Source organism: Halopseudomonas sp. 4NH20-0008 (assembly GCF_057548395.1).
In genome coordinates, this window is the sequence record NZ_BAAJMD010000005.1 from 1 (window position 1) to 15577 (window position 15577).

The following is a 15577-nucleotide window of genomic DNA, read 5'->3' on the forward strand; positions in this document are numbered from 1 at the left end:
CCTCCTCCGAGGCGCCAGGGAGATGGGTCAGTGTTTATGCCGTGCCGAAAATGGACTGTCCATCAGAAGAACGAATGATTCGCCTAGCCCTGAACGGCTTTGAGGAGATTCGGGCGCTGTCCTTCGACTTGTCGAACCGCCGGCTGAAGGTCGTGCATGACGGCGAGGTCGAGCCCGTCACCTCGAAACTGAAGACCTTGGGGCTAGGCGCCTCGCTTCAGGAAACCGTCGCTGCAAATCCGGAGACCATCAAGGCCGCCGAGTTTTCGGCAGCTTCTGCTAAGCAAGAATCCGGGACCCTGCGCTGGTTGCTCGGCATCAATGCACTTCTGTTCGTGGTGGAAATGACTGCCGGTCTGATCGCCCGGTCCACCGGCCTGATTGGAGAATCCCTGGACAATTTTGCCGATGCGGCGGTGTACGGGCTTGCCCTTTATGCGGTTGGACATAGCGTGAAAATGCAGGTACGTGCCGCGCATCTTGCTGGTGTACTGCAACTGATCTTGGCTGTGGGCGTGCTCGTAGAGGTGGTGAGACGCTTTGTATTCGGTAGTGAGCCTGAATCGCTGGTGATGATGGCTATCGCATTCGTCGCATTGATTGCCAATACCAGTTGTCTGCTGCTCATATCCAAACATCGGGAAGGCGGGGCGCACATGAAGGCAAGCTGGATATTCTCGGCCAACGACGTGGTGATCAACCTGGGGGTCATCACCGCCGGCGCCCTGGTCGCGTGGACCGGTTCCAATTATCCGGATCTGATTATCGGCACCATCGCGGGGGGCATTGTACTTAACGGTGCCAGACGCATTTTGGCGTTGAAGGGTTAAATAATGCTCATTATTGGCAAAAAGCTCTCGCCGTATGCCCTATTGTCCATATCTGGCCTGCTGGCAGCGTCTGATCAGGCTGTAAAGTGGCTGGTGCAGCAATCAATGGCCTATGGCGAGTATGTTTCGGTGACCCCGTTCTTTAACTGGGTGCACCTATGGAACACCGGTGCCGCATTCAGTCTTTTTGAGAATGGTGGAGGCTGGCAGCGCTACTTTTTTATCGGAATCGCGGTAGTGGTCTCGATTTTTCTGATCAAGCTGATCCTTGAAAATCGTCATAAAGGAGAAGCCATCGCTTACAGTCTTATCCTCGGTGGCGCCATGGGCAACCTGATTGACCGGGTCTTTCGCGGCTATGTTGTGGATTCCTTTGATTTCTATTGGCGAGACTGGCATTGGCCGGCCTTCAACCTGGCTGATATTGCAATTGTCCTCGGTGCCTTACTTTTCGTTTCCAGCAGCTTGTTGGGTAAAAAAGCAAACACCAATGCCGAGTCGGATGGATCTGACTGACACCTACGCCTATACAACACCATGACCGAACTTCCCGACAACATCCTTCACCTGCCGCAATACCAAGTACTGGGCTGCAAATCAACCGACGACGAAATGCACTTCCAGGTGGACGTGCCCGATCCCATCGCCTGCGAGGAATGCGGCGTGCAGGGTGAGTTCGTACGGTTCGGCAAGCGTGACGTTCCCTATCGTGATCTGCCCATCCACGGCAAGCGGGTCACTCTCTGGGTGGTCCGCCGCCGATACACCTGCCGGGCCTGCAAGACAACATTCAGGCCCCAGCTACCGGAGATGGTGGACGGATTCCGTATGACACTGCGGCTGCATGAGTACGTGGAGAAGGAATCCTTCAACCACCCCTACACCTTTGTGGCGGCACAGACCGGCCTGGACGAGAAGACGGTGCGCGACATCTTCAACGCCCGCGCCGAGTTCCTGGGGCGCTGGCACCGCTTCGAGACGCCCCGCATCCTGGGCATTGACGAGCTATACCTGAACAAGCGCTACCGCTGCATTCTGACCAACATTGAGGAGCGAACCCTGCTCGACCTGCTGGCCACCCGCCGCCAGGACGTGGTGACCAACTACCTGATGAAGCTGAAAGACCGGCAGAAGGTCGAGATCGTCAGCATGGACATGTGGAACCCCTACCGGGCAGCGGTCAAGGCTGTGCTGCCCCAGGCCCGTATCGTGGTCGATAAGTTCCATGTGGTGCGCATGGCCAACGATGCCCTAGAGAGAGTGCGCAAGGGCCTCAGAAAGGAGCTGAAACCGTCCCAGAGCCGGACTCTCAAGGGAGACCGGAAAATCCTGCTGAAACGCGCTCACGAAGTCTCAGACCGGGAGCGCCTCATCATGGAGACCTGGACAGGCGCGTTCCCGCAACTGCTGGCCGCCTACGAGCACAAGGAGCGCTTCTACGGCATCTGGGACGCCACCACACGGCTCCAGGCAGAAGCCGCCCTGGACGAGTGGATAGCCACCATCCCGAAGGGCCAAAAGGAAGTCTGGAGCGATCTGGTCAGGGCAGTGGGAAACTGGCGCGAAGAGACCATGACCTACTTCGAGACGGACATGCCCGTCACCAACGCTTACACGGAGTCCATCAACCGACTGGCCAAGGACAAGAACCGTGAAGGGCGCGGTTACTCCTTCGAGGTGATGCGGGCACGAATGCTCTACACCACGAAGCACAAGAAGAAGGCACCGACTGCGAAGGTCTCTCCTTTCTACAAGAAAACCATCGGTTACGGACTGCCGGACTTCGCAGAGGAACTCAACTACGGAGTCGATCTATCAACCATCTGAGGGTGGTATCAGATTGATGGGGTGAAGGTGCCCCATCAACCATTAAATCCGTATACCCGTTTTTTCCTGGTTGCTCCGCCGCTGTGGCAGCAATAGGCGTTAACAATAGCATCGCTATACTTACAGATATGTGTCTCATCAATCTTCTCCAAATTTACTGGTCGGTGGTGTTGTTAAAAGCCTTGAGCGCCTGCGGTGCATAAGCAAATAAGCTGCTGGCAATACAAACAGGGATAGTAGAGGGGCGGTGATCATTCCACCCACCATGGGTGCGGCAATACGGCTCATGATTTCGCTGCCAGTGCCGCTTCCCAGGAGTATGGGCAATAACCCAGCGATAATAACCGCAACTGTCATAGCCTTCGGGCGTACCCGTTGTACGGCCCCTTCATGAATAGCATCAAGTAGATCGCCTTCGCCCTGAGCGCCTTTTTCCAGCCTTTCAACCCAGGCGTTTTTCAAATACAAGAGCATGATCACTCCGAATTCTGCCGAGACGCCTGCCAACGCAATAAAGCCGACGCCAGTAGGGATAGAGAAGTGATAGCCCAACAGGTACAAGAACCAGACGCCACCCGTGAGCGCAAAAGGCAAGGTCACCATGATCAGCATTGCTTCGCCAATACGTGAAAATATCAGGTAGAGCAGTACAAAGATGATCAGCATCGTGGCAGGTACGACAAGCTTCAGCTTGGCATTAGCGCGCTCCATGAATTCGAACTGGCCCGAATAGTTGATACTCATACCCGCTCCGATCTCAACGCTCTCGCTGACCCTTTCTTTCAGGTCGTTAACAACCGCAGCCATGTCCCGGCCGCGCGCGTCAATATAAACCACGCCTGATAATCTGGCGTTTTCACTATTGAGCATCGGTGGCCCATCAACCACCTGGATTTTAGCAACGGTACCCAAGGTAATCTGCGCGCCTTGCGGCGTAAATATCGGAAGTTCACGCAACGTCCCCAATGAGTCGCGCCATTCGCGTCCATAACGCAGGTTGATGGGGTATCTAGCGAGCCCCTCGACGGTTTCACCAATGGTCTGGCCACCGATAGCGCCTGCTACTATGGCCTGCACATCAGCGATATTCAGGCCGTAACGTGCTGCCGTCTGCCGATCAATATCCACGTCAATGTAGCGCCCGCCGGTCAGTCTTTCCGCCAACGACATGGTGACGCCTGGTATCGTTTTTGCTATGTCCTCAATTGCTTTGGTGGTTTTTTCAATCTGCGCAAGGTCGGTGCCATAAACCCTTACGCCTATCGGGCTTTTGATACCCGTTGCGAGCATATCGATGCGGTTACGTATCGGTGGTATCCAGAGGTTAGCCAAGCCGGGTACTTGTACTGTCTGGTCCAGCTCCTCCACCAGCTTTTCAGCTGTCATGCCTGGCCGCCACTCTTCCTTGGGCTTGAACTGGATAGTTGTTTCAAACATCTCCAACGGCGCCGGGTCGGTGGCAGTGTCGGCGCGGCCCGCTTTGCCGAATACATGCGCAACTTCCGGAACTGTTTTGATAAGCCGATTCGTCTGCTGCAATAACTCCGATGCTTTGTTTGCGGATAACCCGGGGAGCGCTGTAGGCATGTACAGCAGGTCTCCCTCGTCCATGGGTGGCAGGAATTCACCACCCAGCTGAGATGCAGGCCATAAGCCGGTTAGAAAAACCAGAACTGCCACCATCAAGGTTGTTTTTGGCCAACGTAGGACTGCGTCGAGAACGGGCTCATACATTTTGATGAGGCCTCGATTAAGCGGGTTGCGGTGTTCGTTTGGAATTTTTCCTCGAATCCAATACCCCATCAGCACCGGCACCAAGGTGACAGATAAGCCAGCGGCCGCTGCCATGGCATAGGTTTTGGTGAAAGCCAGCGGGCCAAACAACCGGCCTTCCTGAGCTTCGAGAGTGAACACCGGGATGAATGAAAGGGTAATGATCAACAGGCAGAAAAACAGCGCAGGCCCAACCTCGACGGCCGCATCGGTGATCACCTTCCAGTGCGCCTCGCCTTTCAAGGTGGAGTCAGGATGCTCTCGGTGCCAGCTTTCGATATGTTTGTGCGCGTTTTCAACCATGACGATGGCCGCATCCACCATCGCCCCAATCGCAATGGCGATGCCGCCCAAGGACATGATGTTGGCGTTGATGCCCTGGCGCTGCATGATGATAAAAGCAATCAGGATGCCGATGGGCAAGGAAACAATCGCCACCAGGGATGATCGCAAATGCCACAAGAAAAGCGCACATACCAGTGCCACGATGATGAATTCTAGAATGAGTTTGGAGCTGAGGTTTTTGACCGCACTATCAATCAGCTTACTGCGGTCATAGGTCGTGACGATTTCGACCCCCTCAGGGAGGCTGGCCTTAAGCTCATCAAGTTTGCTCTGGACTGCGGCGATGGTTTCCCGTGCGTTCTTGCCGCTACGCAAGATAACAACTCCTCCCACCACCTCACCTTCGCCATCAAGCTCGGCTATCCCGCGACGCATCTCTGGGCCGAGTTGGATATGTGCTACGTCCCCCAGGGTCACGGGAACTCCGCTGTCGAGACGCAGGGGGATGGCGCGAAAGTCGTTCAAGGTTTGCAGATATCCCGTCGCACGCACCATGAATTCCGTTTCCGCGAGCTCCAGGACACTACCGCCTGTCTCCCGGTTGGCTTCGTCGATAGCCTGGGCGATCTGTTGCTGAGTTATCCCTCTGCTAGCCATACGCACCGGATCTAGGACAACCTGGTACTGTTTAACCATTCCACCTATGGGGGCTACTTCCGCAACATTGGGCAGAGTCTTGAGCTCGTAGCGCAGGAACCAGTCTTGCAACGAGCGCAATTGGGCGAGGTCATGATTTCCCGTGCGGTCTACCAGCGCATATTGGTAAATCCAGCCCACCCCTGTAGCGTCGGGCCCCAGGGCCGGCTTGGCAGTAGCCGGAAGGCGGCTTTGAACCTGGCTCAGATACTCCAGTACACGTGAGCGAGCCCAATAGAGATCAGTGCCGTCCTCGAACAGGACGTAGACGAAGCTATCGCCGAAGAAGGAGTAACCGCGAACGGTCTTGGCCCCGGGCACGGACAGCATGGTTGTCGTCAGCGGGTAGGTCACCTGGTTCTCGACAATCTGAGGCGCCTGCCCAGGGAAGGGGGTGCGGATGATGACCTGAACATCGGACAGATCAGGCAGCGCATCCATTGCAGTATTCTTGACCGACCACACGCCCCAGGCCACTGCAAACAAGGTGGCCAGCAGAATCAAGAAACGGTTGGCTACCGACCACCGGATAATGACAGCAATCATTCTGGGGCCTCCAGTGTTTCGATGTGTTCAATGATCAGTCCCTCGTCGCTCTCGCGTACGGCAACACGAACCCGACTGCCCACTTGCACGCCTGCAAGCAGGGATGGGTCCGCGACCGGAAAAGCCATAGTCATCCCGGGCATATGCAGTGTTTTGAACGGCCCATGCGACAGGCCCACCATGCCATCTTCCAGGCCGACGATTGTGCCTTCGGCCTCATGCAGGACTGGCCCATGAGCATGATCAACATCTTCCAGAGTTTGCGCTGTCAAACCGCGCAGGCTTGCCTCGGAGTCCAGCAGAAACTGGCCAGAGGCGACGATTGTCTGGCCAGCCTCCAGGCCGTCGAGTATCTCGGTCTTGTCGCCGAACTCGCGCCCGGTACGCACCTCGATGGGGCGGTAACGTCCCTCTGCTTCCGCCAGCATGACCAAGGCACGCCGACCGGTGCGAATAACCGCTTCCGCAGGAACGACCAGCGCATGCTCTATGTTCCGGTTCAGTGTCACTTCGGCGGTCATGCCCGGGCGAAGTCGTTGCTCGGGATTGGGCAGCTCAGCACGAACGCGCACCGTTCTGCTGTCCAGATTGGCCTGCGACAACAGCGCCTGAATGGTTGCTTCAAGCGGTTCGCCTGCAAAGGCGGGCAGGTGCACGGTGATGCTTTGTCCCGGAGCCAGGTTTGTAACCTGCGCCTCGGGTACCGCAATTTCCAGCCAGACGGTGTCCAGCCCATTGACGCTGGCCAAAGAGTCACCCGCTTGTACTGTCATACCCTGGCGCACATCCAGTGTCTTCACTGTCCCGCCTATTGGGCTTGTTACTGTCCAGACCGGGTGTGCTTTATGACTTCTTTCCAGTTGGCCGATTGCTTCTGTCGGCATACCCGTAAGCCGTAACCTTTGTTTCGCGGCTGCGAGCAGCTGTGCATCGCCTACCTTACTGATAGCCAGGTACTCTTCCTGAGCCGCTGCCCAGGCAGGCACGAAGATATCCACCAGGGGGGCGCCTTTGGCGATGACATCCTCTGGGGCAAGGTCGTAAACGCGCTCGACAAAGCCACTGCTGCGTGCCTGCACTATCGCCACATCCCTGTCATTGAACGCCAATGTGGCTGCTGCCCTGAATGACTGGTTCATCGACTCACGCTGTACAGTGGCCAGTCGCATACCGAGGTTCTGCGTGATACCTGGATCAATGCTCATGGTTGCACCATTACCGGCTTCGTCTGCATATCGAGGCACGAGATCCATGTCCATAAAAGGGGATTTGCCGGGCTTATCGAACTTGTGTTGCGGCATCATCGGGTCGTACCAGTACAGCACCTCCTTGTCTGCCATTTCAGAAGCAAAGCCTGCTGCAGGCAGGCCGGCCATAGTTGCGACCAGGATGATCAGGGAAGAGCTGAGACTGAAAGCAATGCGCTTAAATGGGGTGGTCATGGTTGGGTATCTCCAGAGGCGAAGTGCAGACGAGCGTTGCTGAGCGATCTGTCGCGCGCTGTATCCACGCGGCGCAGACGTGTGTCGACCAGTTGGCGTCGTGCATCGATCACCGAGGTAAGCTCACCGGTACCGGCGCTGTAGTCAGCCAGAGAAAGGCGAACCTTCTCCTCGGCCAAAGGTAATAACGTCTGATCAAGGCGCGCCAGAGCGCGGTCGAGGCGCTGGTACTCAGCCAGATCGGCGGCAAGTTGCTGGGTGTGTATACGGAGGGCTACTTCACGTTCCGCCTCTAACTGGCTGAGTTTTGCGCGCTCGGCCGCAATTTTGGGGGTCTGACGGGAGCCGGTGAAAATAGGCAGGTCAAAGCTGACGCTGAGATTCACCATGTCGCTGAACTCATTGCCGCGGCGAAGATAATCGACGCCCCAGCTCCAATCCGGCGTTTTCTCGGCGATAGCCTGGCGCACCTTGGCCTCTGCTTCGCGTGTCATAGGTTCGTAGGCAAGTAAGGCAGGGCGGCGTTGCAGGTTCTGCTGATACGACGCCGGATCAGCTCGCCATTCGGGCCAGTCGCCGGTAAGACTCTGGCTTGCAGCATCACCTATCCAACGACGGAGCTCGGCTCGCGCAATTGTCCGCATGGTTAACAGCTCATCCTCTTTTTCGGCGAGCAAGGCGGCCTCTTGCTGGGGCAGGACGCTATCTGCTGTCTGGCCTGCCCCTCCGGCAATACGCGCTTTGATAGCTTGCGAGAAAAGCTGATTCTCATGGTAAAAACCATTGAAAAGAGTCAGCTTTTGCTCGATTGCGAAGGCGGCAAGCCATGCTTCGGCAGTTTGCTGGCGGACATTTAAAAGCTCCGCAAACTGCTGGACACCACGGGCCTCAATGCCGGCTTGTGCTGCTTCAGTTCGCGCCCGTCTTTTGGCACGGTTTGGAACCTCTTGCATCACTCCGATCATCTGCATGGTCATGGCGTCCCTGTCTGCCCGCCAGCGTGACTCGCCTTCGATAGGCACACTTTGCAACCCGAGCGTCAGTTTCGGGTCGGGGAGTTCGCCAGCAAAGACCGCCGAGCTTTGCGCAGCTTGCACATCTGCTGCCCTGGCCTCCAGCGAAGGAGCCGTCTGTTCAGCTAACTGCAAAGCTTGTTCCAGCGTTAATGCCGCCGCGAATGTTGGGTATAACAGCACACCCGCGATCAAGGCTACCGCGCAGAGCGGAGCCCTAGGTTTATTAGATCTCATGTTAAATTCCTGATCATCCATGCGAGTCAAAGGCGCGCAGTAACCAGCCCGGGGTATTAAATCCAGGCGGAGACTGTTGTGTACGGGGTGGATGCCAGACGCTGTCTGGGCTTCGAACGAGGAGTGAGCGGACGTATGGAATAGGTATGGGCTTTGCCAAGGGGATCGCCTGTGCTTTTCCCGCAAGGACTTGAAGAAGGCTAGCTAGGTTGCATTGGTGTTCTGCTTTGCAGACGGGGGGCTTGTCCTGCTGCGCCTGCGCGCCATGACATTCAGATTCACCATCAAGCGTGGCGTGATGCATTGACGGCCATGTTGACATATACAGTTGCGCGATCCCATTAATGGGAAACGTAAGCGCTAATAGCAGGAGCAAGAGTCGCATAATCGCCTTCATAGCTAATCCATAAGCAGCTAAACCACGATGTAACCTTCCTATGGTTCTTGCCGTATTTACACAGAGTATATGGAAAATAACCTGACTTGAGCCTGACCTGAAAATGACATTTATGTCAGAGATCGGGGTTGGGCCATCCGTCACTACAAAACGCACCGAGATACTTCTGAAATAAAAGCGAAGGGTTATGTTCCTTACAGAATTGTAATGAAGATCGCCTGAACGGGGTCAGTTCATGTCGGTCGTATTTCATGTGGGCGACTCTTGAAGGAGCTCTCAAGCAACTATGTTTAACGATGGAACAACGATTCCGGAGAACGCAATGACTAATTCCATGTATCAGTCCTGTATCCAGGCATGTTGGACATGTGCTCAGGCATGCGAAATGTGCGCTTCCGCGTGTCTGCGTGAGGAAGACGTGAAAGCGATGGCTCGTTGCATTGAGCTTGATCGGGACTGCGCAGATATTTGTTCGCTGGCGGCCGTATTAATGAGCCGTGATAGTGAGCTGGCCAAGGAGTTTTGTGCGCTGTGTGCGAAGGTGTGCCGGGCCTGTGCAGAGGAATGCGGGAAACATCAGATGGATCACTGTCAAGAATGCGCGGAAGCTTGCAAGAAATGTGCAGAGGAATGCGAGCGGATGGCAGCGTAATTCCTGGCCGCTGCCCTGTGGTTGCCGAGCTCCAGGGCAGCAATGTCGTCATCTACTCCATTTTTAGAGGTAATTGAACCTCAAACGTGGTTGCCTCCGTTGTGGAGAACGCTCTGATCTTCCCGCCGTGGGCTTCGATAATCGATTTCGTGATGGCCAAGCCCAGCCCGGCACCTTCGCTGCTACGTTGGCGGGATGCGTCGAGCCTGTAGAATCGTTCAAAAATATGATTCAAATGCTCTTCAGGTATAGGTGGCCCTGGGTTCTGTATGCGGATTCTTACGTTACCGGAGTTCACTTGAAGGGTTGTGGTTACGCTCTGCCCCTCTGGCGTATGCCGGACTGCATTGGACAGCAAGTTACTCAAGGCGCGACGGATCATTAGTCGGTCGCCAAGGACATGAACTTGCTCTCCGGTATTTTCTAACAGCACCTCCCGCTCTTCTGCCCAGGCGCTGAAATAATCGAACAGGTTTCTCAGCTCTGACTGAAGATCGATATCGACCAGTTCCGGTTTCAGCAGCTGATTATCAGCCTGAGCCAGGAAAAGCATGTCACCGACCATCTTGGCCATGCGATCATATTCTTCGAGGTTTGAATACAGCACTTCCCGGTACTGCTCCACGCTGCGCGCCTGGGTTAGCGCTACCTCAGTATGGGTTCTCAAATTGGTAATGGGTGTGCGCAGTTCGTGCGCGATGTCACCGGAAAAATCCGATAGGCGTCGGAATACATCTTCAAGCCTGCCAATCATTTCATTGAAGGAAATCGTCAGCTCTACCAACTCGGCGGGGACGGATCGCGGTTCAAGGCGAAAATCCATCTGATCAGACCTGATGCGTCTCATCTCTCGGCTGATACGTCGAATAGGAGCGTGTCCCTGGTAAACCGCGAACCAGGTTGCCAGAAGAGCTATCAAGCACGCGGCAAGGGTGACAATCCGAAGGTGGTTCCGAAAGCCGTCCAGGTAATGCAGATGAAAGTCGATACCTGTGGCGACCGCGAGTCTGAACTTGGCTGTGCCTTCAAGCCTGTCTGATTCAATCCACAAGACCGCACCACGAAAGGCTTCCTGATGATCATTCCAGTTCTCAACCGTATCGATAGTGATTTCTTCTACAGGTCGGGCAGTGCGGGCGAACGTGTCCAGATTGAAACCCGGTGTTGAGTAGATCAATGACCCGCTATCGGTACTGATTCGGTATTGGGCGTTACGATGGCCTGTTACCACGCTAGCGAGACGCTGATGCAGCTCGTCGGCGGGTATATCGGCCGGTACGGTCGCGAGGAGGTATTGCAACGCCTGAACTACTGAATTGAGCTCATCCACATCCTGCTGGACGAAATGATTATTGATAGAGCGCTCCATCATCCAGCCAAAGGTGAGGAGAACAGCGGTTATCACAGCGCCAATGGAGACGGTGAGTCTAACGACCAGAGATAGCGGGCGTCTTTTCATGGGCTAGCCTGGCTGTGTCACGTCAAGCATATAACCCATGCCGCGTACGGTATGAATCAGCTTTGGTTCAAAATCATCATCGATCTTCGCGCGCAGCCGCCGGATAGCAACATCGATGACATTGGTGTCACTGTCAAAATTCATGTCCCACACCTGGGAAGCGATCAATGAGCGTGGTAACACTTCCCCTTGGCGCCGCACAAGGAGTTCAAGTAGGGTGAACTCCTTGTTGGTCAAGTTGATCCTCACGCCATGTCGCTGTGCGCGACGGCGAGGTATATCCAGCATCAGGTCAGCCACCTGGAGTTGATCCTGAAAAACCGGCGCAGCACCGCGCCGTAACAATGTACGTACTCGTGCCAGCAGCTCCGAAAAAGCAAAAGGCTTGACCAGATAGTCGTCCGCTCCCAATTCCAGACCCTTGACCCGGTCTTCTACACTGTCCCTTGCGGTGAGAAATAACACAGGCGTGGTGGATCTGGCCTCTCTCAATGACTGCATAATTCGCCAGCCATCCACATCAGGCAGCATTACATCAAGGACAATCAAGTCATACGAGCCGGTAAGCGCCAGGTGGTGACCATCGAGCCCGGTCCGGGCGAGATCTACCACAAAGCCGGATTCCATGAGGCCCTGCTGGATATAATCCCCAGTTTTTACTTCATCTTCTACGATGAGAATCTTCATCGTTCCACTCCGCTCTACAGTTCAGGCCAAGGAAGCCAGTCCATTTCATTGTCGTCAATATCAATTTTATAGTCTGAAATCTGCCCACAACATGACCAGAAAATGACAAATATGTAATGTTGGTGGCCGGAAGCTAGGTTATATCGGTGAGAAAAGCGTTGTTCGCATAACATGACTAAAATGTAATGCTTGCGGGAGCAGCCTGGTCATCTTTAACTAATAAGCTTATGGCATCATGATTCATGTAATCTCCTCCTTTAAGAAACCGCTTAATACGCGGTGCAAACTGCCTGCTTATTTGAAAAGGTGCTTATCCATGGCGCACGATAATTCTGATTCTCATTGTCATCATCATGCTCCCTCCAACACGGGCTCAGGGCTTACAGACCCGGTCTGCGGCATGCGTGTAACGGCAGACTCTACCCACCATGTTGAGCATGCGGGTAAAACTCACTATTTCTGCAGCACCAAGTGCATGGATAGATTCGAGCATGATCCTGAGAAGTTTCTATCGCCAGCCTCAGAGCCACCTCCGGAAGCGGCCAAAGGCACAATCTATACCTGCCCGATGCATCCGGAAATACGGCAGGATCATGCCGGCATCTGCCCAAAATGCGGCATGGCTCTTGAGCCCCTGATGCCCAGTTTGGAAGACGACAATCCTGAGCTGGACGATTTTTCGAGACGATTCTGGTGGACATTACCGTTTTCCGTCATTGTCACTGTGCTCGCTATGTTTGGACCACAGCTTGGCTGGTTCGAGATGGCGACGCAAACGTGGATAGAGCTGATACTGTCACTTCCGGTTGTGCTCTGGGCCGGACAGCCATTCTTCGTCCGGGGCTGGCAGTCCGTGGTCAACCGCAGTCCCAACATGTGGACGCTCATCGGTTTGGGTACTGGTGCTGCTTTCGTCTACAGCACGCTGGCAACGGTCGCTCCGGGAATATTTCCGGAAACCTTCATGTCCATGGGGCGTGTGGCGGTTTACTTTGAAGCTGCCGTGGTGATCATATCCCTTACGTTATTCGGCCAGGTTCTGGAGCTTCGCGCACGCTCCCAGACATCCGCTGCGATCCGATCATTGCTTGGTCTCGCGCCCAAGACTGCTCGCCGCATCAATGCAGACGGGACCGAGGAAGATGTACCCCTGACGCATGTGCATGAAGGTGACCGTCTGCGCGTACGGCCCGGTGAAAAAGTTCCGGTCGATGGCATTGTTGAGGAGGGTGCAAGTTCTCTCGATGAGTCCATGTTGACGGGTGAATCGTTACCCATCAGCAAGCGTCCCGGCGATAGGGTCATAGGGGCAACGATGAACACCTCTGGTGCACTTGTGATCCGGGCGGAGAAAGTCGGCTCGGCCACTGTGTTGTCACAAATTGTCCAGTTGGTGGCTCAGGCCCAACGCTCTCGGGCGCCGATGCAACGGATGGCTGATTTGGTGGCGGGTTACTTTGTCATGGCGGTGGTAGCCATCGCCATCCTCACCTTGGTCGTGTGGGGCATGTTCGGCCCGCAGCCAAGCTGGGTCTATGGCCTGATCAATGCGGTCGCTGTTCTGATCATCGCTTGCCCTTGTGCGCTGGGGCTCGCAACGCCCATGTCAGTCATGGTTGCTACCGGACGAGGCGCAACCCAGGGTGTTCTGTTTCGTGATGCAGCAGCAATAGAAAATCTGCGCAAAGTCGATACGCTCATCGTAGACAAGACCGGCACCTTGACAGAAGGCCGACCCGCATTCGATCAGGCTGTTTCCGCTGGCGAGTTGGACGCCGATGAAATCTTGCGCCTGGCTGCCAGCCTCGATCAAGGCAGCGAGCATCCTTTGGCTGACGCTATTGTCAGCGCTGCGCGCGAACGTAATTTGGTGCTCAGCCCAGTGGACGACTTTGACTCGGGTAGCGGCATAGGCGTACGGGGCAAGGTTGAAGGCAAAACACTGCTGTTGGGCAACACTGCGTTCATGCAGCAGGATAACGTCAATGTTGATGGCCTGGCTGCCACCGCTGAGGGATTGAGGACAAAGGGTGCGAGTGTGATGTACCTGGCGGTTGACGGCACACTGGTCGGCCTACTCGCCGTTTCCGACCCCATCAAACAGAGCACCCCAGAAGCGGTACAGGCGCTCAAAGCAGCAGGAATCAGGGTCATCATGGCCACCGGTGACGGTATCTCAACGGCCAAAGCGGTCGCCGCCCAGTTAGGCATTGATGAAATACATGGTGAAGTGAAGCCGGCCGATAAACTGGAGCTGGTGGACAAGCTGCAGTCCGAAGGCTGCATCGTTGCGATGGCGGGCGACGGCATCAATGATGCTCCGGCACTGGCCAAGGCGAATGTCGGTATTGCTATGGGAACCGGGACGGACGTAGCGATGAACAGTGCGCAAGTCACCTTGGTAAAAGGAGACCTGCGGGGTATCTCGATTGCCCGGGATCTGTCAAACAAGACTGTTCTTAATATGAAGCAGAACCTGGGTTTTGCGTTTATTTATAATGCGCTAGGCGTTCCGCTGGCCGCTGGCGTTCTGTACCCGTTTGCCGGGCTGCTTCTGTCACCGATGTTTGCAGCCCTGGCGATGAGTCTGAGTTCAGCGTCCGTTGTATTCAACTCGCTGCGGCTTCGTGGTTCTGTTTAAGCTGGATACGTCGAGGGGGTAGCGGAAAATGGCGAGTCTCTACTCGCCATTTTTCTTCGGTTTTCTAGCTATAAGAAAGTACCCCGTATCGCACACCCTGCGTCATTGCTGACGCAGGGTGGTTTGTTTCTGCGCGTGTAGAACCTCAGGTGGCCAGGTACTTTTAATGTAAGCCAGCACTGCAACAATATCCTCATCAACCAGAATATTCCGGTATGCAGGCATATCGCTTTCGTAGCCGGGCGGCGCAGTTCTGCCGGGAACCAGGCCATTTCTTACCATATCCACCAGCATGGCGTCCGAGTGGTGCCACGTATGTCCGGTTGGGTCATGGGGCGGCGCGGGTAATCTCCCATTGGGGAGACGCTGGCGCCAGTTTTCCTGCCCCTGCAGCGACTCCCCATGACAGACCGCGCAATGCGTTACGTAGATGGACTGACCAAGCATGACCAGATTCTGATCGGCAGGATCTATGAATTCTGGGCCAGACTCACGTGTGGCCGTATAAAGGAAGGCGACGACGCCAATTATCGCAACGCCGATCGCTCCTAATATTTTATTTCTTCCAGACATTTATGTGGCTCAGATGACTTCAACCTTGCCTACCATCCCAGCCTCGGTATGGCCTGGAATAAGGCAGGCAAAATCAACCATGCCTGGCTGATCAAACTGCCATACCAGACCACCTACCTTGCCTGGTTGCAATGTGATCATGTTGGGCTCTTCGTGTTCCATACCCGGCATTGCCAGCATTTCAGTGGCATGTGCTTTCAGTTCTTCTATTGAGCCGATCACCATTTCGTGCGGCACTTGCCCTACGTTCTTGATGAAAAATCGAACTGTTTCGCCAGCTTCCACTTGTATATTGCTGGGTGTGAAGCGCATGTTGTCGTCCATGGTGATTTCAATCGTCCGGGAGACGTTTGCTGGATCGCCAGGTTGACCCACCGCAGAGGCAGTCTGCGGCATGGATGACATATCATGACCCTGCATGCCGTGCCCTGAGTGATCAACAGCTGCGATAGCAAAGGCTGGCAGGAGGCTGAATGCGAGAATGGTAAAAGTCTTTTTCATATTGAATACTCTCCTAGA

At 55.0% G+C, this 15577-nt stretch carries 12 protein-coding genes; 5 read left to right on the top strand and 7 right to left on the bottom strand.

The window, feature by feature from the left end:
* The 3 genes from AC27HQ_RS06475 to AC27HQ_RS06485 form a co-directional block, all read left to right on the top strand.
* Positions 1-830, top strand: an 830-nt coding sequence (locus AC27HQ_RS06475; RefSeq protein ID WP_487155336.1) for a cation efflux transmembrane domain-containing protein, incomplete at its 5' end; no start/stop codon positions are given.
* 3 nt (positions 831-833) lie between these two features.
* Positions 834-1346, top strand: a complete 513-nt coding sequence (lspA, locus tag AC27HQ_RS06480; protein WP_487155337.1) for a signal peptidase II — start codon at positions 834-836, stop codon at positions 1344-1346.
* A gap of 21 nt (positions 1347-1367) precedes the next feature.
* The gene (locus AC27HQ_RS06485; protein WP_004574636.1) at positions 1368-2657 is read left to right on the top strand and encodes an ISL3-like element ISPpu12 family transposase; all 1290 of its coding nucleotides are present in this window, start codon (positions 1368-1370) and stop codon (positions 2655-2657) included.
* 138 nt (positions 2658-2795) lie between these two features.
* On the opposite strand, the gene AC27HQ_RS06490 is transcribed toward AC27HQ_RS06485, so the two are convergent.
* The 3 genes from AC27HQ_RS06490 to AC27HQ_RS06500 are packed head-to-tail and all read right to left on the bottom strand — an operon-like array spanning position 2796 to position 8649.
* Entirely contained in the window at positions 2796-5957 is a 3162-nt protein-coding gene (locus tag AC27HQ_RS06490) for an efflux RND transporter permease subunit (protein WP_487155338.1), read from the bottom strand.
* The gene (locus tag AC27HQ_RS06495) at positions 5954-7399 is read right to left on the bottom strand and encodes an efflux RND transporter periplasmic adaptor subunit (RefSeq protein ID WP_487155339.1); all 1446 of its coding nucleotides are present in this window, start codon (positions 7397-7399) and stop codon (positions 5954-5956) included. Before AC27HQ_RS06495 ends, AC27HQ_RS06490 begins: the two co-directional genes overlap by 4 nt.
* Positions 7396-8649, bottom strand: a complete 1254-nt coding sequence (locus AC27HQ_RS06500; protein WP_487155340.1) for a TolC family protein — start codon at positions 8647-8649, stop codon at positions 7396-7398. Before AC27HQ_RS06500 ends, AC27HQ_RS06495 begins: the two co-directional genes overlap by 4 nt.
* A gap of 719 nt (positions 8650-9368) precedes the next feature.
* Between AC27HQ_RS06500 and AC27HQ_RS06505 the strand changes: the two genes are divergently transcribed.
* Positions 9369-9698: a four-helix bundle copper-binding protein gene (locus AC27HQ_RS06505; RefSeq protein WP_320331920.1), complete on the top strand. Its 330-nt coding sequence runs from the start codon at positions 9369-9371 to the stop codon at positions 9696-9698.
* Positions 9699-9750: 52 nt separating this feature from the next.
* Here AC27HQ_RS06505 and AC27HQ_RS06510 read toward each other — a convergent pair whose 3' ends face one another.
* The gene (locus AC27HQ_RS06510; protein ID WP_487155341.1) at positions 9751-11157 is read right to left on the bottom strand and encodes an Imm58 family immunity protein; all 1407 of its coding nucleotides are present in this window, start codon (positions 11155-11157) and stop codon (positions 9751-9753) included.
* 3 nt (positions 11158-11160) lie between these two features.
* Positions 11161-11844, bottom strand: coding sequence for a heavy metal response regulator transcription factor (locus tag AC27HQ_RS06515; protein WP_487155342.1), 684 nt, complete (start codon positions 11842-11844; stop codon positions 11161-11163).
* A gap of 316 nt (positions 11845-12160) precedes the next feature.
* Here AC27HQ_RS06515 and AC27HQ_RS06520 point away from each other — a divergent pair, with 316 nt between their 5' ends.
* On the top strand, positions 12161-14485 hold the full coding sequence (locus tag AC27HQ_RS06520) for a heavy metal translocating P-type ATPase (RefSeq protein WP_487155343.1): 2325 nt from the start codon (positions 12161-12163) through the stop codon (positions 14483-14485).
* 102 nt (positions 14486-14587) lie between these two features.
* On the opposite strand, the gene AC27HQ_RS06525 is transcribed toward AC27HQ_RS06520, so the two are convergent.
* Both AC27HQ_RS06525 and AC27HQ_RS06530 read right to left on the bottom strand, forming a co-directional pair.
* Entirely contained in the window at positions 14588-15058 is a 471-nt protein-coding gene (locus AC27HQ_RS06525; RefSeq protein WP_487155344.1) for a c-type cytochrome, read from the bottom strand.
* 9 nt (positions 15059-15067) lie between these two features.
* Entirely contained in the window at positions 15068-15559 is a 492-nt protein-coding gene (locus AC27HQ_RS06530) for a cupredoxin domain-containing protein (RefSeq protein ID WP_090275483.1), read from the bottom strand.
* Between the last annotated feature and the right edge of the window lie 18 nt (positions 15560-15577).